At 64.7% G+C, this 23,070-nt stretch carries 23 protein-coding genes; 9 read left to right on the top strand and 14 right to left on the bottom strand.

Annotated elements, in window-relative coordinates; genetic code table 11:
- Nucleotides 1-385: 385 nt before the first annotated feature.
- From ACV7JP_RS14255 to ACV7JP_RS14240, 4 genes are all read right to left on the bottom strand, one after another.
- On the bottom strand, nucleotides 386-976 hold the full coding sequence (locus ACV7JP_RS14255; RefSeq protein ID WP_457796322.1) for a DUF3501 family protein: 591 nt from the start codon (nucleotides 974-976) through the stop codon (nucleotides 386-388).
- 348 nt (nucleotides 977-1,324) lie between these two features.
- Nucleotides 1,325-2,668, bottom strand: a complete 1,344-nt coding sequence (locus tag ACV7JP_RS14250) for a heterodisulfide reductase-related iron-sulfur binding cluster (RefSeq protein ID WP_457796321.1) — start codon at nucleotides 2,666-2,668, stop codon at nucleotides 1,325-1,327.
- A 207-nt stretch (nucleotides 2,669-2,875) separates the two neighbouring features.
- Nucleotides 2,876-3,295, bottom strand: coding sequence for a rubrerythrin family protein (locus ACV7JP_RS14245; protein ID WP_457796320.1), 420 nt, complete (start codon nucleotides 3,293-3,295; stop codon nucleotides 2,876-2,878).
- Nucleotides 3,296-3,524: 229 nt separating this feature from the next.
- Nucleotides 3,525-4,535 (bottom strand): methyltransferase, encoded by a 1,011-nt coding sequence (locus ACV7JP_RS14240; protein WP_457796319.1) that lies wholly within the window; start codon nucleotides 4,533-4,535, stop codon nucleotides 3,525-3,527.
- A gap of 349 nt (nucleotides 4,536-4,884) precedes the next feature.
- Between ACV7JP_RS14240 and ACV7JP_RS14235 the strand changes: the two genes are divergently transcribed.
- Nucleotides 4,885-5,523 (top strand): poly-gamma-glutamate hydrolase family protein, encoded by a 639-nt coding sequence (locus tag ACV7JP_RS14235; protein WP_457796318.1) that lies wholly within the window; start codon nucleotides 4,885-4,887, stop codon nucleotides 5,521-5,523.
- 14 nt (nucleotides 5,524-5,537) lie between these two features.
- On the opposite strand, the gene ACV7JP_RS14230 is transcribed toward ACV7JP_RS14235, so the two are convergent.
- The 3 genes from ACV7JP_RS14230 to ACV7JP_RS14220 form a co-directional block, all read right to left on the bottom strand.
- Entirely contained in the window at nucleotides 5,538-5,981 is a 444-nt protein-coding gene (locus ACV7JP_RS14230; protein ID WP_457799096.1) for an SRPBCC family protein, read from the bottom strand.
- Nucleotides 5,982-6,116: 135 nt separating this feature from the next.
- The gene (gene der / locus ACV7JP_RS14225; protein ID WP_457796317.1) at nucleotides 6,117-7,514 is read right to left on the bottom strand and encodes a ribosome biogenesis GTPase Der; all 1,398 of its coding nucleotides are present in this window, start codon (nucleotides 7,512-7,514) and stop codon (nucleotides 6,117-6,119) included.
- Nucleotides 7,515-7,729: 215 nt separating this feature from the next.
- The gene (locus ACV7JP_RS14220) at nucleotides 7,730-8,506 is read right to left on the bottom strand and encodes a tetratricopeptide repeat protein (protein ID WP_457796316.1); all 777 of its coding nucleotides are present in this window, start codon (nucleotides 8,504-8,506) and stop codon (nucleotides 7,730-7,732) included.
- Nucleotides 8,507-8,755: 249 nt separating this feature from the next.
- On the opposite strand from ACV7JP_RS14220, the gene ACV7JP_RS14215 reads away from it, so the two are divergent.
- Nucleotides 8,756-9,106 carry a DUF3147 family protein gene (locus tag ACV7JP_RS14215; protein WP_457796315.1) on the top strand — a complete coding sequence of 117 codons (351 nt, stop codon included), beginning with the start codon at nucleotides 8,756-8,758 and terminating at the stop codon, nucleotides 9,104-9,106.
- Here ACV7JP_RS14215 and ACV7JP_RS14210 read toward each other — a convergent pair.
- The 6 genes from ACV7JP_RS14210 to ACV7JP_RS14185 form a co-directional block, all read right to left on the bottom strand.
- Complete coding sequence (locus tag ACV7JP_RS14210; RefSeq protein WP_457796314.1) at nucleotides 9,096-10,157, bottom strand: hypothetical protein; 1,062 nt, start codon at nucleotides 10,155-10,157, stop codon at nucleotides 9,096-9,098. The genes ACV7JP_RS14215 and ACV7JP_RS14210 overlap by 11 nt on opposite strands.
- A gap of 51 nt (nucleotides 10,158-10,208) precedes the next feature.
- Entirely contained in the window at nucleotides 10,209-10,667 is a 459-nt protein-coding gene (locus ACV7JP_RS14205) for a YbhB/YbcL family Raf kinase inhibitor-like protein (RefSeq protein ID WP_457796313.1), read from the bottom strand.
- A 280-nt stretch (nucleotides 10,668-10,947) separates the two neighbouring features.
- Nucleotides 10,948-12,105, bottom strand: a complete 1,158-nt coding sequence (locus tag ACV7JP_RS14200; RefSeq protein WP_457796312.1) for a glutathionylspermidine synthase family protein — start codon at nucleotides 12,103-12,105, stop codon at nucleotides 10,948-10,950.
- Nucleotides 12,105-12,476 (bottom strand): hypothetical protein, encoded by a 372-nt coding sequence (locus ACV7JP_RS14195; protein ID WP_457796311.1) that lies wholly within the window; start codon nucleotides 12,474-12,476, stop codon nucleotides 12,105-12,107. The genes ACV7JP_RS14200 and ACV7JP_RS14195 overlap by 1 nt, the downstream gene beginning before the upstream one ends.
- 4 nt (nucleotides 12,477-12,480) lie before the next feature.
- On the bottom strand, nucleotides 12,481-12,885 hold the full coding sequence (locus ACV7JP_RS14190) for a DUF350 domain-containing protein (protein WP_457796310.1): 405 nt from the start codon (nucleotides 12,883-12,885) through the stop codon (nucleotides 12,481-12,483).
- Between the two features lie 148 nt (nucleotides 12,886-13,033).
- Nucleotides 13,034-14,356 (bottom strand): PQQ-dependent sugar dehydrogenase, encoded by a 1,323-nt coding sequence (locus tag ACV7JP_RS14185; protein ID WP_457796309.1) that lies wholly within the window; start codon nucleotides 14,354-14,356, stop codon nucleotides 13,034-13,036.
- 142 nt (nucleotides 14,357-14,498) lie between these two features.
- On the opposite strand from ACV7JP_RS14185, the gene ACV7JP_RS14180 reads away from it, so the two are divergent.
- On the top strand, nucleotides 14,499-15,305 hold the full coding sequence (locus ACV7JP_RS14180; protein ID WP_457796308.1) for a DUF72 domain-containing protein: 807 nt from the start codon (nucleotides 14,499-14,501) through the stop codon (nucleotides 15,303-15,305).
- A 25-nt stretch (nucleotides 15,306-15,330) separates the two neighbouring features.
- Here the strand turns inward: ACV7JP_RS14180 and ACV7JP_RS14175 are convergent, their stop codons facing one another.
- Complete coding sequence (locus tag ACV7JP_RS14175; protein WP_457796307.1) at nucleotides 15,331-15,930, bottom strand: J domain-containing protein; 600 nt, start codon at nucleotides 15,928-15,930, stop codon at nucleotides 15,331-15,333.
- Between the two features lie 978 nt (nucleotides 15,931-16,908).
- Here ACV7JP_RS14175 and ACV7JP_RS14170 point away from each other — a divergent pair.
- The 6 genes from ACV7JP_RS14170 to mbnA all read left to right on the top strand — a co-directional run bounded on the left by ACV7JP_RS14170 (nucleotide 16,909) and on the right by mbnA (nucleotide 23,057).
- Nucleotides 16,909-17,409, top strand: coding sequence for an RNA polymerase sigma factor (locus ACV7JP_RS14170; protein WP_457796306.1), 501 nt, complete (start codon nucleotides 16,909-16,911; stop codon nucleotides 17,407-17,409).
- A gap of 106 nt (nucleotides 17,410-17,515) precedes the next feature.
- Nucleotides 17,516-17,935, top strand: coding sequence for a hypothetical protein (locus tag ACV7JP_RS14165; protein ID WP_457796305.1), 420 nt, complete (start codon nucleotides 17,516-17,518; stop codon nucleotides 17,933-17,935).
- A 92-nt stretch (nucleotides 17,936-18,027) separates the two neighbouring features.
- Complete coding sequence (locus tag ACV7JP_RS14160) at nucleotides 18,028-19,089, top strand: MbnP family copper-binding protein (RefSeq protein WP_457796304.1); 1,062 nt, start codon at nucleotides 18,028-18,030, stop codon at nucleotides 19,087-19,089.
- 98 nt (nucleotides 19,090-19,187) lie between these two features.
- Nucleotides 19,188-20,270, top strand: a complete 1,083-nt coding sequence (locus ACV7JP_RS14155) for an MbnH family di-heme enzyme (protein ID WP_457796303.1) — start codon at nucleotides 19,188-19,190, stop codon at nucleotides 20,268-20,270.
- A gap of 28 nt (nucleotides 20,271-20,298) precedes the next feature.
- The gene (locus ACV7JP_RS14150) at nucleotides 20,299-22,695 is read left to right on the top strand and encodes a TonB-dependent receptor (RefSeq protein ID WP_457796302.1); all 2,397 of its coding nucleotides are present in this window, start codon (nucleotides 20,299-20,301) and stop codon (nucleotides 22,693-22,695) included.
- 266 nt (nucleotides 22,696-22,961) lie between these two features.
- Nucleotides 22,962-23,057, top strand: a complete 96-nt coding sequence (gene mbnA, locus ACV7JP_RS14145; RefSeq protein WP_457796301.1) for a methanobactin — start codon at nucleotides 22,962-22,964, stop codon at nucleotides 23,055-23,057.
- Nucleotides 23,058-23,070 lie beyond the last annotated feature (13 nt).

Below are 23,070 nucleotides of genomic sequence, written 5' to 3'. Positions count from 1 at the left end.
GGCGCCCGGATTAAAGGCAAGCGCGCCCCTTCGCAATCCCGAGAGGATAGCGCCTGCCGGCTGCTTACGAGAGCAGGCGGCGCTATGTCTTAGTCGATAGGAGATGGAGATGTCCAAGATTGCCCTGGCGGCCGCCGCCCTGTTATCCGCGCTTGCTTCCGGTTGCATCCAGCCCGCGTCGGCCTGGCACCTCACAAGCGGGCGCGCGTGCTTGCGGCACGCATTCGTGCCCGATTGCGGCCCCTCGAAAGTCGCCGTCTGCCTATCCAGAAGGCCCTGCGCGCTGGAGCCGCACAAGACGGCGCAGGTCTGCGCCGGCTGGCGCTGCGAGCCCCGGAATCAGCGTTAGACGCTGCGCGATTATCCGCGGGGCGCTCTCGGGGATTTATGCGAAATCCCCCGCGAGCGCCGCCCGCGTCGCCTCCGCCACGACCGCCATATGGCTGTAATTCGTATGAGAGAAGCCTAGGATCACCCGGGCGCTCGGCTGCCTGAAGGCCGCGACCTGCGCGTCGGTGAAGGGGAAATGCACGAATTGCACGCTGCTCGCCTTGCCTTCGGCGGTGGTGCGGTCCTGGTCGGTCTCGGCCTTGCCCGCGATGCGCTCCCCGCCGACCTCGATGAAGGCGGTCTCCTCGATCCCGCCAAGGCCCGCGAGCACGCGCGCGCGGCGCAACGGGTCGTCGATCTCGATCATGAAGGTCGCGACGAGCTCCCGTCCCTTCGGGATGAGCGGATTATAGGCCGCGATCTCTTCCGGCGCCTGCGCGTCGCCGCCGCGCTCGATATGCAGCATCTCCTGCACCTGCAGCCACATGGTGTCGAAGCTCTCGAAATAGAAGGTCACGAAGAGGCCCACTTCGACGCGGCGGTTGCGCTTGATCGCCGAGATGCGCTTGCGGTGCTCGGCGCGGTCCCTGGCGTATTCCGCCCAGGGGAGAATGTCGGCTCGGGTGATCTCGGTTTTGATGGACATGACTACTCCCTCGAACCCGCCCTCCTCCCGAGGGCAATCCGGTGAACAGCTCTCTCGGTCGCTCGCTCCAAATACCTCGTCGGCGGCCAAAGGGCCGCCCGGTTGGGTTCGCGCCGCGACGGCAGCGACGGGGTTTTACCCCACCCGATCCCGCTTGCGCGGGGCCACCCTCCCCGTAAAGGGGAGGGATAGCTCACGCCCGGCTTTGCCCAAGCCCGCCCCTAAGGGACGCGGAACGCCCCCTCTCCCCGTTTACGGGGAGAGGGCTGGGGTGAGGGGCAAAGCCCCCGGCGCGGGAATTTGCCCGCCCCCTAACCCTCTCCCCGCAGGCGAGGAGAGGGAAGAGCTTTACTCGCTCGCGACGCCGTAAGCCCGCGCCATTAGCACGATCGGATGGCCGACGCGCTCCGGCTTGGGCGCGTCGCCGCCCAGCGCCTCGATCCCCTGCTCCAAATGGATTCCCGCGAGCGGACATTCCGACACCACATGCCTCTTGCCGGCCGTGTTGAGCTGACGCATGGCCGGCTTGCCAACCTTCATCGCCGTCTCGAAATTGCCCTTCTTATAGCCCCAGGCGCCGCCATGGCCCGAGCAGCGCTCGACCACCGCGACATCGGCCTCCGGGATGAGCTTCAGAAGCTCGGCGCCCTTCTGGCCGAAATTCTGCGCGCGCGAATGGCAGGACATATGGAAGGCGACGCCGCCCTCGATCGGCTCCATGCCTTCGGCCAGCCCCTCTTTCTTGGCGATGTCGACGACATATTCGGAGAGATCGAAGGTCGCCTTGGCCAGCCGCTTCACGCTCTCGTCATTGGGCAGGATGAGCGGCCATTCGAATTTCAGCATCAGCGCGCAGGAGGGAACCGGCGCCACAATATCGTAGCCTTCGTCGATATAAGGCGCGAAGGCCGCGGCGACCTTGCGGGCGGCGTCGGCGACTTCGCCGATCAGCCCCTGCTCCAGCTTCGGCATGCCGCAGCAATGCGGATGCAGGACCTTGGTCTCGACGCCGTTCCTGGCCAGCACGGCGAGCGCGGCCATGCCGATCGACGTGTCGTTATAATCGCCATAGCAGGTGGCGTAGAGCACGACCTTGCGCGCCTTAGCGGGGCCGGCCGCATTGCGCGCGGGCGGATGGGCCTCGGCCCGCGCTTCCAGCGTCCGTGCGGCGTAGGTCGGCAGTTCGGCGTCCTTGTCGACGCCGGCGAATCTTTCCTCGAGGCCGCGCACAGGGCTGCCGCGGCGCGTCGCCCAATTGACGGCGCCCGAGATCAGCGTCGCCCATTTGCCGTTGCGGTCGGTCTCGGTCAGCGCGCGGTCGACGGCGCCGATCCCCTGTTTCTTCGCCTCGGCGGCGCGATAGCGCAGCATCAGATGCGGGAAGTCGAGATTGAATTCATGCGGCGGGACGTAAGGGCACTTCGTCAGGAAGCACATGTCGCAGAGCGTGCAGGCGTCCACAACCTTCTTGAAGTCGGCGCTCGCGACCGAATCGAGCTCGCCCGTGGCCGATTCGTCGACGAGATCGAAGAGCCGCGGGAAGCTGTCGCAGAGATTGAAGCAGCGGCGGCAGCCATGGCAAATGTCGAGCACGCGGCGCATCTCGGCATCGAGCTTCGCCTCGTCGTAGAAATCGGGATTCTCCCAATCCAGCGGATGCCGGGTTGGCGCCTCGAGACTGCCTTCTCTCATGATCCAATTCCGCGAGCGCCCGCAGGGCCGTCATGGCCCGAGCCTCCCGCCCTCGCCGGGAAGCCGCGCAGGGCGACGAATGTCGTTGAAGGAGATCGCCGCCAATCCCCCGACGGCGGCGATGCTATTGCCGGGCGGACCCGGCCGCGTCGCGGAAAGAGGGAGCGGCGCGCCATGCCAGGGACGGCGCTCCCTTCTTCCGGATTCTTATTTCAGGTCGTCGAGCGCCTTCTGGAAGCGGCCGGCGTGCGAACGCTCGGCCTTGGCGAGCGTCTCGAACCAATCGGCGATTTCCTCGAAGCCCTCTTCGCGGGCCGAGCGCGCCATGCCCGGATACATGTCCGTGTATTCGTGGGTCTCGCCCGCGACGGCGGCTTTCAGGTTGTCGGGCGTCTTGCCGATCGGGAGGCCGGTGGCCGGATCCCCGACCGATTCGAGGAACTCGAGATGGCCGTGGGCGTGGCCGGTCTCGCCTTCCGCGGTGGAGCGGAACACGGCGGCGACGTCATTATAGCCTTCCACATCGGCCTTCTGAGCGAAATAGAGATAGCGGCGGTTCGCCTGCGATTCGCCGGCGAAGGCGGCTTTCAGGTTCTCTTCGGTCTTGCTGCCCTTGAGCGATGCCATTATTTGCCTCCAAGGAGAAATTGACGGAGCGCGGAACCCGAATGACGGGCTCCGGCTACGCCTGATTAGAATAATTCAAAACTGGGCCGCGTCCAACTGAAATCGGCCAATATGCGTCGAGTTTCCGTCAAAGTCCGGTTTTCGCAACCGCTTCGCCCGGCTCAGGCGCTGGCGCCTCCCGGAAAAGCTCATGCCGGACTGGCGTCGGCCAGGCGCGGGGCGCTCGCCTCTATTTGATTCCGATCACCATGGAATCGGGGCCGACCAGATGCTCGACCCGAGTCTGCGAAAAGCCCGCGTCTATCATCCAGCCCTGACAGTCCGCGCCCGTATAGTCGAAGCCGCCCGCCGTCTCAATGAGCATATTCAGGCTCATCAGCAGCCCGAAGGCGTTCTCGCGCCGGTCGTCGTCGATCAGCGCCTCATAGACGATGAGCGCGCCGCCGGACGGCAGCGCGCCATGGGCCTTCTTCAGCAGCAGGCGCTTCTGGTCCAAATCCCAGTCATGCAGGATATGGCCCATGATGACGACCTCGGTCTGCGGCAGCGCGTCGGCGAAGAAGTCGCCGGCGTGGAAATGCAGGCGATCGGATAGGCCGTTGGCCGCGACGAAGGCGTCGAAGATCGGCCGCACCTGCGGCAGGTCGAAGCCGCCGCCCGTCAAATGCGGATGCGCGCGCGCGAGCGTGACGGGGACCATCCCCTGCGCCGCGCCCACATCGATAAAGCTCGTATAGTCGCTCCACGGGAACTTCGCGGCGATGGCGTTGGCGGCGCCGGCGCTCACGCCGCTCATCGCGGCGAGGAAACCGCGCAGCCGCTCGGGATCGGCATAGAGGGCGGCGAAGAGATCGCCCTCCTCCTTGTTTTCGCTCTGCCGCCTGCCGGTCTTCAGCGCCTCGGTGAGACGGCCCCAGCTTTCATAGAGGCGGGCGTTGGCCATCTCCAGCAGGCCGCCGACATAGCTGGGCCTCGCGCGAACGAGGAAGAAGTCGGTCTCCGGCGTATTGCGGTAAATCCCGTCCTCGCGCTTCAGAAGCTTCAGCGCGACGAGCGCATCGAAAAAATCGCGCGAGGAGCGCGGGTGGAGGCCAAGCTTCCTTCTCAGCGTTTCCTCATCCGCAGGGGCTTCCGCGACCGCATCGAACAAACCGAGCTCCACGGCAGAGAGCAGCGCCTTGGCGTTCCAGAAGGACATGCCGAGCGAGAGGATGTTTTCGGGGGACGGTTTCAGGGTCATCTGGCCAAATCCTCTTGCTGCTGCGCCCTTCCCCAATCCTCCCCCACCTTAGGGCGTCCGCCAAGGCGCCCGTCTCTCGAGGGCGCCGCAAACAGGGCGATGGGGTGAACAACAATTCGGGCGTTAGCCGCCAAATACCTCCCTTTTACGGGGAGGTCGGCGGTCGAAGACCGCCGGGTGGGGTTCGCGCCGCTATATTGTTAGGGCTTTACCCCACCCGGCCCTGCTTCGCAGGGCCGCCCTCCCCGTAAAAGGGAGGGATTCGCTCCCGCCCGGCGTTCACCCGATCGCCCTGGCGCCGCAAATGCTGTCTCTTTCGAGCCTACAAGACCTACGCTATCTTCACCCTATGCCTGATCAATACGACAGTTTCGCAGCGCTCGCCGCGCGCGAGATCGAGGGCGTACATTACCGCATCCACCTCGCCGCGCGCCCCTCTCCTTTCGCGATCATCGCGCCGCATGGCGGATGGATCGAGCCCGGCACGTCGCATGTCGCGACCGCGATCGCCGGCGCCGATCATTCGCTCTACCGCTTCGACAGCCTGGCCCGCCGCACGCGCGAGACCACCATGCATATCACGTCGACCCGCTTCGACGAGCCGCGCGCGCTGGCGCTGGTCGCGGCGAGCGAAGTCGCGCTCTCCATTCACGGCCGCAAGAACGGCGACGACAAAACGGCCATCTGGGTCGGCGGTCTGCATGAAACACTGCGCGACGAGATTTGCGCCGCCCTGACGCAAAGCGGCTTTACGGCAAAGGCCGTGGGCGAAGGCCACCCCCTCGCCGGGCGCGATCCGGCGAATATCTGCAATCGCGGACGGCGCGGCGCGGGCGTGCAGATCGAGCTCCCCAAGGCGCTGAGGCTGGAATTGCTTTTCGAGCGGCCACGGCTGGCGCTGCTCGCGAAAGCCGTACGGACGGCGATCTCCGCCGTCGCGACGAAGCAATCCAGGGGCGGCGCAGCGGCTTCGCTGCGCTCGCGCTAACGGCCCATAGACTGCTACCCTTGGATTTCCGGCTCGACGAGCTTGGCGAGCTTGGCCAAGGATTCCTGCCAACCCAGATAGCAGGCCTCCGGCGGAATGACGTCCGGCACGCCCTCTTGCACGATAAGGACATCCGTTCCTGTCGAGACCGCTCTCAACTCGACCGTCACATTCATTTGTCCGGGCAAGTTCGGATCGTCGAACCTGTCCGTGTATCGAATGCGCTCATGCGGGATCAGTTCGACATATTCGCCACCGAATGAATGGCTTTCCCCGGTCGTGAAATTGCGAAACGACATGCGCCGCTCGCCGCCCGCTCTCGCATCCATCTTGTGGACCGTGCAGGTAAAGCCATTGGGCGGCAGCCACTGCGCGACTGCGTCGGGCTCAAGGAAGGCTCGATAAACCTTTTCCGGTTTCGTCGCGAGCACGCGATGAAGGGTTATCGTGTTCGGCATGGTCATCCCTCCTCTGCACCTTGAACAGGGGCGATCGCGTGAAGCTTTCCTCATCCCGAGGAGCCGCCGAAGGCGGCGTCTCGAAGGACGAGGAAAGCTTCACGCGATCGCCCCGCCTCGAACCCTTCCCGATCGTTACCTCTTCTTCCCGGCGTAAGGATTGTCCCCCGCCTTCTTCGAAATGCGGATCGGCACGCCCGGCAAATCGAAGGTCTTGCGCAGCCCGTTGATCAGGAAGCGCTCGTAGCTTGCCGGCAATTCCTCGAGCTGATTGCCGAAGAGCACGAAATGCGGCGGGCGCGATTTCGCCTGCGTCATATAGCGGATCTTGATGCGGCGCCCCGAAATGGCTGGCGGCGGGGATTGTTCGACGGCGGAGAGCAGCCAGCGGTTCAGCCGCGCGGTGGCGATGCGCTTGTTCCAGACGGCATGGGTCGAGACGATCGCCTCCATCAGCCTGTCGAGCCCCTGCCCCGTCGCGCCCGAGACCGGGACCGCCGGACAGCCGCGCACCTGCGGCAGCAGGCGCTCGGCGTCTTCGCGCAGTTTCGTCAACGCCGCGCCCTTATCCTCGATCAGGTCCCATTTGCCCAAGCCGATGACGAAGGCGCGGCCTTCGCGCGCGGCGAGATCGGCGATGGTCAAATCCTGCTTCTCGAAGGGAATGGTCGAGTCGATGAGCAGCACGACCACTTCCGAGAATCGCACGGCGCGCAGCGCGTCGGCGACGGAGAGCTTTTCGAGCTTGTCCACCACCTTGGCGCGCTTGCGCAGCCCGGCCGTGTCGAAAAGCTTCATCTTGCGGTCGCGCCAGACAAAGTCGACGCCAATGGAGTCGCGCGTGATGCCGGCTTCGGGGCCGGTGAGCAGACGGTCCTCGCCAAGGATGCGGTTGATGAGGGTCGATTTGCCGGCGTTGGGGCGGCCCACGACCGCGATGCGCAGCGGCTTGGTGACGTCGAGGTCGCTGCCGTCCTCCTCGTCGTCGTAAAGATTCTCTTCCTGCCGCTCTTCTTCCTCGGCGGGCTCGGCCGTCTCTTCGGGCAGCGCCTCGCGCAAAGCCTCGTAAAGCGCGCCCAGGCCCTCGCCATGCTCGGCCGAGAACGGCACCGGATCGCCGAGGCCGAGCGAGAAGGCGTCATAGGCCCCGGCCTCGCCCGCCTTCCCTTCGGCCTTGTTGGCGATGAGGATCACGGGCTTGCCGGCGCGGCGGACAAGATCGGCGAAATATTTGTCCTCCGGCGTCACGCCGACGCGCGCGTCGATGACGAAAAGGACGCCGTCGGCGGAGAGGATCGCGCTCTCGGTCTGGGCGCGCATGCGCCCTTCGAGCGTCGCGCTCGCGCCTTCCTCCAGCCCCGCCGTGTCGATGATGGTGAAGCGCAGATCGGCGAGCTTGGCCTCGCCCTCGCGACGGTCGCGCGTCACGCCCGGCCGGTCGTCGACAAGCGCCAGCTTCTTGCCGGTGAGCCGGTTGAAGAGCGTCGACTTGCCGACATTGGGGCGGCCGATGATGGCGAGGGAGAAGGACATTTCCTGTGACCCTGGGCTTTGTAGCCCCTCAATAACGCGAAACCCTCTCCCGGCGGGAGAGGGCGTGTCGGATGCGTCGTGCTCTCCCCCTCTCCCCGCCTGCGGGGAGAGGGGCGGGGTGAGGGGCGAAGCGGGCGCGTGAATGCGCCCCGAATTTGCGAAGCGGCCTTGCCCCTCACCCTGACCCTCTCCCCGTTTCACGGGGAGAGGGGATTTCACTTCGTCGGCGACGTCTCGAACGGCGCGGAGCCCGCGGGCGGCGCGCCGCCGGATTCCGGCTCGATCACCGGCACGACGTCGATCTTGCCGCCGTCCGTTCCGCCGCCGGCGGCGGCCGGAGCCGGCTTCGGGCCGCGCTTGGCGTGCAGCAGGCCCTTATAGGCCGAGGCGCGCTGGCGCATGGATTGCGGCGCGTCGCCATTGTTGAGCACCTGCTCGAAGACGCGCTCCGCCTCGTCGAGATCATCGTTGAACAGCGCGTCGAGCCCGTTCCATTCCTGCGCGGAGAAGCGGAAGGGTCCGTCCGAAATCATCAGCGGACCAAGCGCGCGTTCGAGCTTCTGGCGGTCGTCGCCCTCGAGCACGATCAGCGCGGCGCGGAGCATCGCAATGTGCTGGGTGAGCTTGTCGACATTCGTGTCCTCGCCGATGGCGTTGAGTTCGGCGAGCGCCTTCTCGCGGTCGGGATTGACCTCGGCGGCGCGGATGCGGGCGAGCGCGGCGTAGCCCTTCGGGCCATCCTTCGCGATCGCCTCGAAAGCGGCGGCGGCCTCGGCGTTCTTGCCTTCCTCGGCGAGCTTAACGGCCGCGACGTAGCGGTCATTGGCCGCCTCCGCCGCCTTCAGCCGCTTCTCCTGATAATAGCTCCACGCGCCGGTCGCGGCCACGATCAGGAAGGCGATGACGAAAATCGGCGTCTGATAGCGGCGCCAGAACTCGGCGGCCCTGTCCCGGCGGACGTCCTCGTCAACCTCGTGGAAAATATCCGACATTTCGCGCGACCCTCGCCTTTCCTGCCCCGTTCTTCTTGTCCCTCTCAGGGGGAGGCGAAGGGGTTAGCACAGGCGGGCGCGAAAGGCGAGCGAGGGACGCCGGGACAAGCCCGGCCATGACGGCGTGGCGACTTTCGAGATGCGCGCATGCGGCAGCCGCGAAGGAAAGGGATTCGCTCATGCCCGGCGTTCACCCGATTGCCCTGGACATTGCCCCCGCAGCCCCGGCCCGGCTAAAGTCCCGCCGCCATGCTCTATTACGCCATCAAGGTCATCGCCTCCGCCCTCGTCATCCTCGCCGTCTCGGAAATCGCCAAGCGATCGACGGGCTTCGCGGCCTTTGTCGCGTCGCTGCCGCTCACCTCGCTTCTTGCCTTCGTCTGGCTGCGGCTGGAGGGGACCGAGGCGGAGAAGATCGGCGAATTGTCAGGCCAGATCTTCTGGCTCATCATTCCGTCGCTGCTGCTCTTCCCGCTCCTGCCCTTGCTGATCCGCTACGGCCTCGGCTTCTGGACCGCGCTTGCGGCCTCAGTCGCGGGAACGGCCGGCGCCTATCTCTTGATGCTGCCCCTGCTGCGCCGGATGGGCGTCAGCCTGTGAGGCCCCGATAGGCGTCGTCCACCGCCTCGCGCAGCGCGCGCCAGACGGGATTGATCCGCGCCTCCGGCCCCCAATTGTAGAGGGCCTTGGCTGTCTCGGCGACGGTCTCGTTGATCGGCTCGCTGCCGCCTTCCGCAAGTTCGTCCGAGAAGAGGCGCGGGAGCGCCGCGCCTTTCCATGCGTCCCAATGCTCGTTCGAATAGTTCGACACGCCGCGCTGCGCGGCCAGCAGCTCGGGCGTGAAGCTCTCGAAGCGGCGATGCAGCGGGCCGCCTCGCGGCTCGGCGCTGTAGGCGTCGCGCACGGCGAAATAGCGCAAATGCTGGAGCTCGTGCGCGAGGCAGCAGCCGAGCCGCGCGTCGCTCATCCGGGGATCGTAATAGATCGTCACGCGCCCGTCGGGCGTCGCCTCGCCTTCCGAGGCGAAGCTCTGGCCGAGGAAATCGAAGACCTTCGTTTCGGGACTAAGCGTCACCCGCGCCGGGTCGCAGCCGAATTCGCGCGCAAGCGCGCAAAGCTTTTCCTGCTTGCGCAGAAAGTCGGGCGTCCGCGTTACGTCGTCCGTCACGCGGACCGGCGCCGTCCAATGCGTCTCGTCCGGATCATGGGTGATGCGCCAATCGAAATCGGCGTGGCGCGCGGCGATATGCTCCCACCACCGCCGCCCGTCCTTCCGGACCGGCGAGAGGTCGTTTACCTTCACCTGCGCCAACGCGCCCGGCCGCGTTCGCGCCCCGTCCATGACGGCGCCGACCATGCGACTCCCGAGGCCGGGCGCAACCGAGTTGATCTGCTCGAAAACCAGCGCGGGCGGATCGAATTTGCCGGCGAGAAGCAGCGCGACGCCGGACGCGCCCGCGTCGCCCGGCGTCGTCACCAATCGTCTGGAGGTCGAGGCCCGGATCTCGACAAAGCCCGTCCTGTAGGGCCTGGCCTCGACGAACAGGCCGAGCCCGCGCAAATTGCGCCGGATCGCCGCCGCAATGTCGGCGATCGCCGCGTCGGTCCTGGAGCCGCGCCGTCCGAAGCCAAGAAAATCCGAAATTCCCATGGAACCCGCCGGCCCTCCCCCGCGACCATTACCGCAAGCCGGACCGGCGAGTCACCGATGATAGACTCCCGTGAGCCGCGCCTCCGCCTCGACATGCTTCTGCGCCTCCGCCTCGACCTCCGCGCAGCTCGGATGCGTGCGGACCGGCAGTTCCGCGCAATTCAGCGCCAGCAGCCGGAAACGGTAGCGATGGCGCCCATGCCCGCGCGGCGGGCACGGGCCGTTATAGCCGAGCTCGTGGAAATCATTCACGCCGTGCCGAAAATCCTCGAACCCCTCGGGCCGGCCCGCTCCTTCGACGAGCGCGGCGTAATGGGCGGGGATGTCGTAACAGGCCCAATGACGGAAAAGGCCGCCCGGCGCGTCGGGGTCGTCCACGAGCAGAACGAAGCTTTTCGCGTCCCTCGGCGCGCCGGTCCATTGCAGCAGCGGCGAACGGTCGTCGCCGTCGCAAGTATATTCGCGCGGAATGGGGCCGCCGTCGACGAATGCTTCCGACGTCAGTCGCATGATGATCGCCTCCTTCGCCGATTTGCTCGGCGACGCTTGCGCGTAGCCTGCGTCACTCGAACTAACGGGCTTTTTGGAGGACGTTCCGCCGTCATTGCGAGGCGGCGCAGCCGCCGAAGCAATCCTGGATTGCTTCGCTTCGCTCGCAATGACGCCGAAAACGCGAGCGAAAAGGCCGGCAATTCGAGTGACGGAACTGTTAGATAGCGCCGGACCGGCGCGAAGGGAGGCGCGGGAGCTTCGCCTCCGCGATGCTTTCGCGTGAAGCTTTCCGCGCGGATCAGCCGATGATGGCGTGCGGAACGAAGCGCGAGCGGTTCGAGGTCACGGGCGACGCGTCCTCGCGAATGCCCATGCCGGCGGGCTCGCCGCCGACGATCCACGAGCCGATGACGGGATAGCGTCCGTCGAAATTCGGCAGCATATGCAAAGCCTGCCGCACATGCCCCTCGGCGCCATACCCGCCCGGCGCGCTGGCGACGGCGCGGCCGTCCTCGATCAGCACGACATTCGCGCCTTCACGGGAATAGATCGGCTTCCTCGCGTAGCTCTCGCCGAGCGACGCCGCGCGCGGGTCGTCCGTGAAATAGCATTCGAGCAGATTGGGGTGGCCCGGCGCCAGCTCCCAAAGCTGCGCGAGCATGCCCTTGTTGGAGAGGAGCGCCTTCCATGGCGGCTCGACGAAGCGCGTGGCGCGCATCGCCGGCGCATGGGAGAATTCGTCGGCGAACATCCACTCCCAGGGATAGAGCTTGAAGAGCGTTTCGATCCCGCGCCCGTCCCGGTCGCAGAATTGCGCGCCTTTCAGCCCGATATCCTGCATGTCCAGAAGCGCCGCGGCGCAGCCGGCCTGCGTCGCGCAATCGGCGAGATAGGCGGCCGTGCCGAAATCCTCGACGCTCTCGCTCATCGCCGCGAAATGCACGAAGCTCTTCGGCGCAATCGCCTCCCAGCGCGCAATGATCTTATCGTGCAGCGAGTTGAACTGGTCGGCGTCCTCGGGCAGCTCGCCGCCCTCGATGAGCTGCTCCAGCCAATGCCATTGCACCACGGCGGATTCGAACAGGCTCGTCGGCGTGTCGGCGTTATATTCTAGGAGCTTGGGCGGCCCCTTGCCGTCATAGGCGAAATCGAAGCGGCCATAGAGCGAGGGATCGCATTTCCGGAAGCTCTCCGCCACGAGATCGCGCGCATGTTTCGGAATATGCAGGCGGTCCATCATCTCCTCGCTGGCGACGATGCGCCAGGCGAGCTCGTGACAGAGCGCGTCGACCTCGCTCGTCGCCTTCTCGAGGTCGTCCTCGATCTCCCGCAGCGTGAAGACATAGCGGGCGCTCTCGTCCCAATAGGGCTCGCCGTCCATATGCGCATAGGCGAAGCCGATCTCGCGGAAATGGCTTTCGACTCCGGAGCGCGGCTTTGAGATTTCCCGTTTCATCAGCTCCCGCCGAAGTGAAAGCCGCCGGAATGGCCGAAGCCGCCGAAGGACACGCCATGCGTCGAGCCGGACCCGCCGCCCCAATGCCAGGAGCCGCTGGAGCGGCGATAGGTGGAGCCATGGCCGCCGCTGCTGCTATGCTTGCAGATCAGCTCTTCGGGCTTGGCGGGATCGGGCTCGCAATTGAGCTTCCGGTCGATCCAGTCGAAGGTCTCGTAAGCGCCGAGCGCGACGGCTCCCATAAGGGCGAGGGACACGGCGAGCGAGCGCTTCTGGCCGGAGAACGCCGTCTCTCCCGGCGCCCGGGGCTTATGGACGACGACTGGGGGCGGGCCGCGCTTGCCGAGATTTTTTGGCTTCTCTTCCGTCATGGGCTTACGGGCTCATGCAGGCGGCGCTGAGCAGGCCGGCGGACACCGACACCGCCGCGACCCAGATCGCGGCGCCGAGCGCGTTCTCCTCGATCGCGCGCGAAAGATTGGGATAGGCGAGCCGCGCTAAGCCATAGGCGACGATCTGCGTCGCCAGCGCGACGAGGCCCCACATCACGAATTCCGGAATCGAGCCGGTGTGGTGAATGGCGCCGGCGAGCGCGATAGCGAACCCCAGAAGGCTGCCGCCGAAGGCGATGGCCGCCGAGGCGCTTTGCTCCTCGACGATGAGCGTGAATTCGTCATGGCGCGTCACGCGCGTATAGATGAGACAGAAAACAGCGCAAAAACCGACCGCGCCGGCGAAATAGACCGCGAAGGCCACTAGGCCGGAAAAAAAGTCTGGCACGAGGGCGTCTCTCCCTGCTGAGTCGCAAGGGATGATAGCACAGGCGCGCCCATAAGCCGTGCGCCCCCGCACAAGGCCGGCTTGCGCGGCTACGGCCGGCCGCCCCGGCGCCAGGAGCCGAAGCGCCCCGCCGCGGCGGCGGCCATGGCTAATCGCTTCTCGCGCTCACCCGCCAAACCGCGCCCCCGACATCGTCGGCGACAAGCAGGCCGCCGCGCCGGTCGATGATGACGCCGACCGGGCGACCGCGCGCCTCGCTCTTGTCGTTGAGAAAGCCGGTCAGCACTTCCTGCGGCGCGCCCACGGGCGCGCCGTTCTCGAATTTCACGAAAATCACGCGATAGCCGGCAAGCGGCGTGCGGTTCCAGGACCCGTGTTGGGAAACGATCGCGCCGTTGCGGAACGGCCCGAGCTTCGCGTCGCCGACAAAGGCGAAGCCGAGGCAGGCCGTATGCGATCCGAGACCGTAATCCGGCTTTATCGCCTTATTTACGAGATCGGGATCTTGCGGCGTCACGCGCGCGTCGACATGCTGGCCCCAATAGCTGTAGGGCCAGCCATAGAAGCCGCCCTCCCGCACCGAAGTCATGTAATCGGGCGCGAGATTGTCGCCGATCTCGTCGCGCTCATTGACGGACGTCCACAGCCCGCCGGTGACGGGATTCCAGTCCATGGCGACGGGATTGCGCAGGCCGCCGGCGAAGACGCGCGTCGTCCCGCTCGCCGGGTCGATCTCGAGGATCGCCGCGCGATCCTTCTCCTCGTCAAGTCCGTTTTCGCCCACATTGGAATTGGAGCCGACGCCGACATAAAGCCGCTCCCCGTCCTTAGATGCGACGAGGCTTTTCGTCCAATGATGATTGCGCCCCGCGGGAAGGTCGGCGACCTTCTCCGGCGTCGCGTCGATGCGCATATCGCCGTCCTTGTAAGGGACGCGCCGGAGCGCATCTGCGTCGGCGATGTAGAGCCGGTCGCCGACGAGGGCCATTCCGAAGGGCGAATTCAGCTTCTCGATCAGCACGGTCCGCGTCTCCGCCACGCCGTCGCCGTCAGCGTCGCGCAAGAGCGATATGCGATTGGCGCTGCCCTTATGGGAACCCGCCCCGCGCATCACCATGCCTTCGACGACGCCGCGCCAGCTTACGCCTGCAGTCTCGGGCTTCTCGGGCGCGTCGGTTTCGGCGGCGAGAATGTCCCCATTCGGCAATTCATAGAGCCAGCGCGGATGATCGAGATTTGTCGCGAAGGCGGTGACGCTCAGGCCCTGCGCCGCGATCGGCTTCTCGTCCGGGCCCCAGCCCACCGCCGGCGCGACATTGACATGAGGGGCGAAGCTCGGCGTCGGCCGCGGATCGGGAAGCGTCGGGTCTGGCCCATAGCCCGCGCTTTCCGGAAGCGCGGGACCGCGGTCGCAGGCCGCGAGGGTGAGCGCGAGCGAGGCCACGGCCCAGGAATAATTCTTCGCCGCCATAATGCTTCCTTTCTTGCGCATGACATTGCCCGACAGCCACTCACAATTTCCGCACATGGCGCGAGGACGGGCGAGCGCAAGCTGGCGCTCGCCCGCATCGACTCGCGCGCTAGCTCCGGGATTCGACGAAAGGAGTGCGCGGATGGCGACGGGCCGCATATATGTCGGCGTCGGCGGGTGGAGCTTCGCGCCCTGGCGCGGCGTCTTCTATCCGGCGGATCTATCTCAGGCGCATGAGCTCGACTATGCAAGCCGTCATCTCGCCTCCATCGAAATCAACTCCACTTTCTATCGCACGCAGACGCGCGAGACCTTTCTGAAATGGCGCGACGCGACGCCGGAGGGCTTCGTCTTCAGCGTGAAGGCGCCGCGCTACGCCGTGACGCGCCGCAACGCGCCCGAGGCGCGGGAGTCGATCGCGCATTTCTTCGACAGCGGCGTCGCCGCGCTGGGCGAGAAGCTCGGGCCGGTGCTGTGGCAGTTCCCGCCCACGCGCAAATTCGACGCCGATTTCTTCGACGCTTTTCTCTCGGCGCTGCCGAAGGAAAGCGAAGGGCTGGCGCTGCGGCACGCCCTGGAAGTGCGCAATGACAGCTTTCAAACCACGGAATTCGTCACGCTGGCGCGCGCGCATCATGTCGCCATCGTGGTCGCGGGCGATTCGGACTTTCCGCTGATCGCCGATCTCACCGCGCCCTTCGTCTATGCGCGCATCATGGGGACGACGGCGGCGCGCCGGCAGGGTTACGACAAGGCGCGCCTCGACCTCTGGGCGGAACGCGCGAAGCTTTGGGCGGAAGGCGGCGCGCCGGCGGACCTGCCGAGACTCTGCGCCAATGCGCCGAAACGCGGCGCGCGCGATGTCTTTCTCTATGTCGTCCGGGGCGCGAAGGTGAGAAATCCGGCCGCCGCGATGGCGCTCATGGAGCGGCTCGACGGAAGCCGATGACGGCGCGTTGCGGCCGCTCCACGCGTCAGAAATGATGCGGAAGCAGGTGCAGATAGTTTTTCTTGAGCCAGTTCAGCAAGGCGAGGAGCGCCACGACCGAGAAGCCGACGACGAGGATCAGATAGACGCGCATCGCCACGTCGAAGAGAAAGAGCAGGATCGAGAAGACCGCGCGAACGACCGCGTCCCCAAGGCCCTCATAGAGCCGCTGACGATTGGCGTAAAAGCCGACGCTCAGCAGGATGGAGGCGCAGCCCGCCGCGAGCAGCGCCGGATTGAAGGCCTCGTGGATGCCGTCGCCCCAATCGAGCAGGAAGATCCCGAAGAAGAAGGCGAAGACGGCCAGAAACGAAAAAGCGTGGCGGCGGAGGAAATCCGCGAGCCGCTGGCGCAGCGTCCGCCGATTCGCCTTGTCGAGATAATTCTCGAACTTGTGCTCGAAGTCGTAAGCGTCGCGCGCCGCCTTGCTCTTGAGGACATTATAGGCCTCGGTGACGCGCTGGAAGGCCGCGGGGTCGCCGCCCTTGTCCGGATGATGTTTCTTCGCAAGCCGGCGATAGGCCGCGTTGATCTCGCGCGCGCCCGCATCCTCCTTGACCCCCAAGACCTCGTAATGCGACCGCATCGCCCTGCCCGCGATAGATGAATGAGACCATCTATGGCCGAGAGCGTGGCGGGATCAAGGAGACGATGAGCGCTTCGCCTGCGAAGGTGAGCTTGAGGCGGCCCATCGCCGCCATCTCGGCCCGGCCCCGGAGGCGCCCGCCGCCGCGATATTTGCTCCAAGGCCTGCGGCTTTTCAGCGCGTCCCTCGGCCGCGCCATGCGGTCGCGCCCGCCCGGCCGCTAAGAACCCGAGCCGTCGCGGCTCCCGCCCTGCCAAGCGAGGCGCGGCTTCGCGCGACAGCCCCCTTCCGCGCGAGGACAAGCGACTTGCAATCATGTCGCAATTAGATATCGTTACGCTAATTTCGTCGTCTTCGCGGCTCGGCGGCGCAATGAAAAATCCGATAAAGGCTTTCACGCTCGGTCTTCTGCTTTTTTGCGTCGTCGCATCGGCGCTCGCGCCGGCGTTTGCGTTTCGCGCATCGAGCGAAGTCATTTGTTCGACTGAACGAACGCAGTCGCCCGATTCCTCCCACGAGCGCCATCACTGGGGATTTTGCTGCGCCGCTTCCTGCGGCGGCTGCATCGCGAGCCTCGCGCCCATATTCGAGATAACGGCGACCCTGCGGCGACGGACGCAGGTCGCCGGCTGGGACAATTCGAACCCCGCCTCTTTAGGCTCCCAACTATTCCGCATCTCCAAAGCGCGCGGGCCGCCACAAGGCTAGATCGCGCGCATATTGCTCGTCAACGGTCGGCGGAACGTCGAGCGGGCGTCGACGCGCGTTCATTCATATGATTTCGACAGCCTGTCGCGGGCGCCGCCTGCGAGATGACGAAGTCTTATTGCGCTCGCCCCGCTGGCCGCCGACCGGGGCGCTTCCATTCGCTTTTTGCGAGGCGGCTCATGATCCCTCTTCCTTCCGGCGCCCTTGGCGCCGATCTGTCAGAATTAGAAAGCGCTTACGACGCGTGCGGTCGAAAGACGGAGGCGGATCATGCCGGCGCGTGACCGCTTGCTTTCCAACCTTTATCGCGCGCATGCGCGGGAGCTGCGTCTCTTCGCGCGTCGCCGCGTCGGCGACCAGGCCGCGGAGGATCTCGTCCAGGACGCCTATCTGCATTTGATGCAAATCGGCGAAGTTGAGCATCTCAAGAGCCCTCGGCCTTATCTTTTCCGGATCGTTTCGAATCTGGCGGTCGACTCGCTCCGAAAGGATCGAAGGCGCGGCCGCGTTCCGGGAATGGAGACGCCGGAGGCCGATTTGGAGGCCCGCGATCCAGGCAAGGCCAATGAAAACGCATTGCTGGCCCGCCAGCTTTGGAAAAGCCTCGCGGAATTGCCGCCGGCCTGCCAGGACGCTTTCCTGCTTCAGCAGATTTTCGCGATGAACCATCGCGAGATCGCGCGGAGGTTGAGGATCAACGTCCGGACGGTTCAGCGTCACGTTCGAAAAGCCATGGAGCATTTGCAAAGCCGGATGGGAGAATTTCCCTGATATCGCGATGTCTCTTCTTCCGATGTGGCGACGATGCAACAATCGAAGCCTTCGGCGAAGGCAGTTCATTGTGTCGTTGACAAGACAAGGGGCGTTTCGATAAGCAATGCTTATGCGGCAAAATTCACTAAAATGGCGGAATTTCATGCACGCGCGCGTCGCGCGCGCCGCCATCGCCATATTGTTTTTCGCCGCGCTTCTCATTGCTCAAACCGGCAGCGCTCATAAGGGCTTATCCAGCGATCTCGTGGGGGCTTCGGCGCCTGCCGCCGGCGTCGTCTGCAAGGCGGATATCGACGTCCACCGGAAGTCGCCGCAACCGCATCAGCATCATTGCGGCGCCTGCATCCTTGGCGAGAAGGACGACGGAATCGAAGCGGCGGCGCTGCTGACCGTTTTGATCGCCGTGCTTGTCCCGCAGTCCGAGACAAGCGCGCCATGGCTCGGCGGCCGAAACGCGCTTCCGCCGAAGGTCACGAGGTTCAGCGCCTGGTCTTCCCGAGCGCCGCCGCTCTTCTTCTCCTGACAGACTGAGCGCAGCCCCCCGGTCGTCTATCCGTCGGGTCTGCTCCCCTTTCGTCTTGCGTTCGCGATCTTCGCGAGCGGGGAGAAGAAGACATGCGTGCATTTTCTATTTTCATCGGCGTCGCCACGACGATTGCGACGCTGGGCGGCGCGCGCGCCGAACCGAATAGCCATCAGACTGAAAAGCAGAGCGTCGCGATACGTTTCGCGCTCGCGGCCGGAAAGCAGCCGGCGGAATGCGGCCGCGACATTCATGGTTTGGGAACCGGCGGAAAGGCCGCGCAACTCCATGACGCGCGCCTTTACGTGTCGGACGTCGAGCTGATCGACGGCGCCGGCCGCCAGACCCCCATCGAGCTCGAACAGAACGAATGGCAATACGCCAATGTCGCTCTGCTCGATTTCGAGAACAAGACCGGCAAATGCGTGGGGACGGAAAGCGTCAACGACACGATCAAGGGCGTCGCGCCTCCCGGCCGTTACAAGGGCGTGAGCTTCGTCGTCGGGGCGCCGAGTCTCGCAAAGGGGCCGGACGGAAAAGAAGTCGTTCTCAATCATTCGAATTTCGCGACAGCGCCGGCGCCGCTCGATCTACAGTCGATGAGCTGGAACTGGCAGGGCGGGCGCAAATTCATCAAGATCGAACTTGATCCGGAAGGCGGCGTCACCCGGCCGCCGCCGCCCCCGCGGCCGACGCCGCCCAGTGCGGGCGCTTCCGCCCCTTCGACCGACAAGCCGGACGCGCCGGCGATGGCGGACGCGCCCAAGGCCGCGCCCTTGCGCGTCAATGATGACGGCACGATCACCGTCGCCACCTGGATGCTCCATCTCGGTTCGACGGGCTGCCGGGGCGACGCCATAAAGGGCGAGATCACCTCCTGCACGAGTCCAAATCGCATCCCCGTGCGGTTCTCCTCCTTCTCGCCCGCGCGCCAGAAAATCGTTCTCGATCTCGAGGCGCTCTTCGCCGGAATCGATCTCGGCCGGGACAAAGGATTTTCGACGGGCTGCATGAGCGGTCCGGGAGACCCCGAATGCGTTCCGATGTTCGAGAATCTCGGCCTGCGTCTGAAGGAGACCGCGCCCGACGCGAATGATTCCGGCAAGCCCTCCGGCGTCGCAACGAAGATGTTTCGCGTGGAGGGCTTGAAATGAAACCGCGCGCTTCTCTTCTTGCTCTTCTATCCTTGACGTTGCTTGCGACGGCCGCACAAAGCGAGCCGCCTCAAGATGCGGCCGCCTGGCGCTGGACATTGCCGGATTTTCTGCCGCCGCCCCGCGAGCCGGCCGACAACCCAATGTCCGAGGCGCGCTTCCAGCTCGGACGAAAATTATTCTACGACGCGCGCCTCTCGGGCAATGGCAAGGAAAGCTGCGCGAGCTGCCATCTGCAGAAGCTCGCCTTCACGGACGGGCGCCCGGTCGCTATCGGCGCCACTGGCCAGGCGACGCCGCGCAACTCGCCAAGCGTCGCCAACGCCGCCTGGCGCGCGACATTGACCTGGGCGAATCCGGCCCTGGTGACGCTCGAACGGCAGATGGAAAATCCGCTGTTCGGCGAGGACCCCATCGAGATGGGCGTCAATGACGACAATCGCGCGGAGATCCTCGCGCGTTTCGAAGCCGATCCGGGCTATCGCCTGGCGTTCGCGCAAGCCTTTCCAAAGGAGGCGAAGCCGGTCAGCTTCGGAAACGTGATCAAGGCGATCGCCGCCTTCGAGCGCGGCGTGGTCTCGGCGTCCTCGAAATATGATCTCTATCTTCAGGGAAAAGCCAGTCTTTCACCCGAGGAAACGCGCGGCAAGGATTTGTTCTTCGGCGAGAAGGCGGAGTGCCATCATTGCCATGGCAGCGTCAATTTCGACGATCAGTTCTATCACGCGAAGACGCGGGAAATAGAGACGCCGTTTCACAATACAGGCCTCTACGACCTCGACGGAAAGGGCGGCTATCCCGCACCCAATCGCGGGGTTTTCGAGAACAGCCACAAGCCGGAGGATATGGGGGCGTTCCGCGCGCCCAGCCTGCGCAATATCGCCGTGACCGCGCCTTATATGCATGACGGCAGCGTGGCGACGCTCGAGGAAGTGATCGACATCTACGCCGCAGGCGGGCGCAACGTCTCGAACGGCCCCCTCAAGGGCGACGGACGCCGCAATCCCAATAAGAGCGCGCTGATCGTTCCGATCGAGCTCACCGCGCAGGAGAAGAGCGATCTGATCGCCTTTCTCAAAACCCTTACGGACGAGACGCTGCTGACATCGCCTCGTTTCGCCGATCCCTGGGCCCCCGCTGCGACCTCAGCGAACGGCCCGAGCGGGATTCAAACCAAATAACTGCAAACCCTTTCAAGAAAGAACTGCCATGTCTCTGCAAGCGACCCTGACGCGCGGCGTTTCCGCCTGCGCCATCACCCTCGTTTTTGCCGCCTCCAGCGCGAATGCGCAGCAGACCCTGCCCCGCATCGAGATCGGCGGCGGGCGTCGCGACGCCGGCGCGCGCGTTCCCAGTCGGCCCGCCGCGCCCGTCGTCGCGACGTCCTCCGCCCAGCCCGTCGCTCAATCCGTCGCGCCCGGATTTAGCGCCGCCCGCGCCAAACTGCCGATCTATCGCGATCCTCCCGGGCAAAGCTTTACGACGGTGTCCGGCGGTTTTCTCCGCACCACCCCGATGGCGACGGTGCAGGAAATGCTGCGATACAGCCCCGGCGTCTCCTTCAGTCAGGGCCTGACGCCGCGCGATCTGATCGTCTCCATTCGCGGCTCCGGCAACCGGCTGTCCAATGGCGTCCGCAACATTCAGATGTTCGACGACGGCTTTCCGATCGTGACCTCCGACGGGAACAGCCGCACGGACATGCTCGATCCGCACGCCTATGGCGCCGTCGATATTTATCGCGGTCCTTCATCCGCCATGTTCGGCAATCACGCCCTGGGCGGCGCGATTAACTATCGCACCCGCAGCGGCGCGGAAATCGACGGCGTGGAAACCGGCTCGGAATTCGGCAGCTTTGGCTACATCAACAATTTCGCCAACGCCGGGAAAAAGATCGGCGCCTTCGATCTCGCTCTCTTCGCTTCCGACATGCGCGGAGACGGCCATATATTGCATAGCGCCTATAATTATCAGACCGCCAATTTTCGGGGAAGCTGGACGCCGACCGAGTCGGACAGATTCACGCTGAAATATATTTTCAACAACACCTTTTCGCAGCTCGCACAAGCGTCGCCGATCCTGAGATACTATCTCAATCCCTTCCAGTTCGGCTGCGAGATCGCGATTGCGAACAACCCCTATTGCGCGAACATCCAGCAGCCGGGAAACGGCGTCTCCGGCGCCTTGGTTCCGCAAAGCTTCTCGCAACTCGGCGCGCATCAGCATCTGAACCGCCACATCGCGGGACTGAGATGGGAGCATGATTTCGACAATGCGACGACGCTGCGGACTCAAGTCACCTATAATTACCTCGATTACATTAACGGCACCGTCATTCCTCCGCGCTTTTCCTTCGGCGGACCGGTGCAGGTGCGCGGGCCCGCGGTCGGCCTCAACGTGACGACGGACATCACGAAGCACGGCGCGCTGTTCGGCTTCCCGGCCACGCATTTCCTCGGCTTTTTCTACGACAACACCAAAGCTACGAATCCCTCCTTCGTGCAGGTTCCGAATGTGTGGAACTGGGGCATGCCGGGCGGCGCGGCCGGCAAGGTCGATTCCTATCATTCGAATATCGGACTCCGCGCGCGAGAAGAAATCGCGCTCGCCGACGGCTTGACGGGCGTCATTGGCTTCAGCTCGAACTGGAACAGGGTCTGGGGCGTCAACACGGTGTATACCTACAATGCGGCGAGCCGATTGACGCTTCCCTATCAGGTCGCTCTCGACCGGGAGTTCTGGAATACGGCGCCGGAGGCTTCGCTTACCTACCGTTACAATCCGGAATGGCAGTTCCGCGCTCGCTATGCGGCGGGCTATGGAACGCCGAATTTCACGACGCTCACGACAAGTTCCACGGGAAATGTCGCGACGGCCAACACGACTCTCAAGCCGCAAACCAATATGGGCGTCGATATCGGCGTCGACTGGACGCCGAGCCCCGACGTCACCGTCAGCCTGACGGGCTTCAACGAATGGTACCGCAATGAAATTCTCACGCTCTCGACCGGCGCGCCGCTTCTGGTCAATTATTCGCTGAACATTCCCGCGGCGATCCATCGCGGCCTCGAGCTCAACGCCAATTGGCGGCCCTTCGAAGGCGCGGCCTTGACGGCGGTCTACTCGCTCAACAGCCAGTACATCACCGAAATGATGGAGGGATTGCCGTCAGGCTCCGCGCCGTCCGTCTATCTCAACCGCAGCGGCAAGAAGATTCCCAACGTGCCGCCGCACACGATCACGACGCGCGCCAGCTATGACATCCCACATGGCGCCTATAAAGGTCTCGGCGCCTTCGTCGAATATGTCTTCAAAAGCGCCTACACGCTCGACGCCGCGAACCTATCCAGCGTTCCCAGCTACGGGCTCGTGAACCTGAATCTGCATTACAATCGGGACCTCGAAAATTTCTATTTCAGAAACATCGAGGTCTATCTCAGCCTCAACAATGTGTTCGATCGCCGATATATGGCCGCGACATTCATCATGCCGAACACGCTGACGGGAGGAATAGAGACGCCCGCCGCCATTTTGGCCAATACGGGCGGCGGCGTCTATGCCGGGCAACCGCGCGCGGTGATCGGCGGCATGAAATTGAAGTTTTAGATCGAACGCCTTCCCAGGCCACAGAGCCCAAATCCGTCGCATGACAATGCCGGGAATCCTCGATTCCCGGCATTTCACTTTGTCGCGCGTTTTGATGTGAGCGCGCGGCTCGATGGCGTGACTGCGCGCAACGTCACGCGCTGAAAAATTGTTTTACGCCTGTCCGCTTTTCCTGCGCCGAAACGTCTTATCCAATGACAAACAGCCGAGATGCGGGGCGTTTGTCCGGACTGGTTCCGAAACCACGCATTGCTAGGAGAAGAGAGATGGCTATCAAGATCGCCAATCGTCGGACGCTCGATGTTCTCGGCCGCGAAGGCGCCTTCTGCGACGGCGGCCAGTGCGCGGCCCTCGCGGCGTAGTTTCCAGGGCCAT

The organism is Methylocystis sp. S23 (genome assembly GCF_054106005.1).
The sequence above is the reverse complement of the archived record's forward strand: the minus strand, read 5'-3'. Positions and strand labels throughout refer to the sequence as shown.

Coding starts and splice junctions, on each gene's coding strand:
- ACV7JP_RS14185 (WP_457796309.1), bottom strand. CDS start 14,356: ATGGCGGCGAAGAATTATTCCTGGGCCGTGGCCTCGCTCGCGCTCACC.
- ACV7JP_RS14250 (WP_457796321.1), bottom strand. CDS start 2,668: ATGAGAGAAGGCAGTCTCGAGGCGCCAACCCGGCATCCGCTGGATTGG.
- der (WP_457796317.1), bottom strand. CDS start 7,514: ATGTCCTTCTCCCTCGCCATCATCGGCCGCCCCAATGTCGGCAAGTCG.
- ACV7JP_RS14160 (WP_457796304.1), top strand. CDS start 18,028: ATGCGTGCATTTTCTATTTTCATCGGCGTCGCCACGACGATTGCGACG.
- ACV7JP_RS14230 (WP_457799096.1), bottom strand. CDS start 5,981: ATGCCGAACACGATAACCCTTCATCGCGTGCTCGCGACGAAACCGGAA.
- ACV7JP_RS14200 (WP_457796312.1), bottom strand. CDS start 12,105: ATGAAACGGGAAATCTCAAAGCCGCGCTCCGGAGTCGAAAGCCATTTC.
- ACV7JP_RS14205 (WP_457796313.1), bottom strand. CDS start 10,667: ATGCGACTGACGTCGGAAGCATTCGTCGACGGCGGCCCCATTCCGCGC.
- ACV7JP_RS14215 (WP_457796315.1), top strand. CDS start 8,756: ATGCTCTATTACGCCATCAAGGTCATCGCCTCCGCCCTCGTCATCCTC.
- ACV7JP_RS14165 (WP_457796305.1), top strand. CDS start 17,516: ATGCTTATGCGGCAAAATTCACTAAAATGGCGGAATTTCATGCACGCG.
- ACV7JP_RS14195 (WP_457796311.1), bottom strand. CDS start 12,476: ATGACGGAAGAGAAGCCAAAAAATCTCGGCAAGCGCGGCCCGCCCCCA.
- ACV7JP_RS14150 (WP_457796302.1), top strand. CDS start 20,299: ATGTCTCTGCAAGCGACCCTGACGCGCGGCGTTTCCGCCTGCGCCATC.
- ACV7JP_RS14210 (WP_457796314.1), bottom strand. CDS start 10,157: ATGGGAATTTCGGATTTTCTTGGCTTCGGACGGCGCGGCTCCAGGACC.
- ACV7JP_RS14170 (WP_457796306.1), top strand. CDS start 16,909: ATGCCGGCGCGTGACCGCTTGCTTTCCAACCTTTATCGCGCGCATGCG.
- ACV7JP_RS14175 (WP_457796307.1), bottom strand. CDS start 15,930: ATGCGGTCGCATTACGAGGTCTTGGGGGTCAAGGAGGATGCGGGCGCG.
- ACV7JP_RS14235 (WP_457796318.1), top strand. CDS start 4,885: ATGCCTGATCAATACGACAGTTTCGCAGCGCTCGCCGCGCGCGAGATC.
- ACV7JP_RS14180 (WP_457796308.1), top strand. CDS start 14,499: ATGGCGACGGGCCGCATATATGTCGGCGTCGGCGGGTGGAGCTTCGCG.
- ACV7JP_RS14245 (WP_457796320.1), bottom strand. CDS start 3,295: ATGGCATCGCTCAAGGGCAGCAAGACCGAAGAGAACCTGAAAGCCGCC.
- mbnA (WP_457796301.1), top strand. CDS start 22,962: ATGGCTATCAAGATCGCCAATCGTCGGACGCTCGATGTTCTCGGCCGC.
- ACV7JP_RS14255 (WP_457796322.1), bottom strand. CDS start 976: ATGTCCATCAAAACCGAGATCACCCGAGCCGACATTCTCCCCTGGGCG.
- ACV7JP_RS14240 (WP_457796319.1), bottom strand. CDS start 4,535: ATGACCCTGAAACCGTCCCCCGAAAACATCCTCTCGCTCGGCATGTCC.
- ACV7JP_RS14220 (WP_457796316.1), bottom strand. CDS start 8,506: ATGTCGGATATTTTCCACGAGGTTGACGAGGACGTCCGCCGGGACAGG.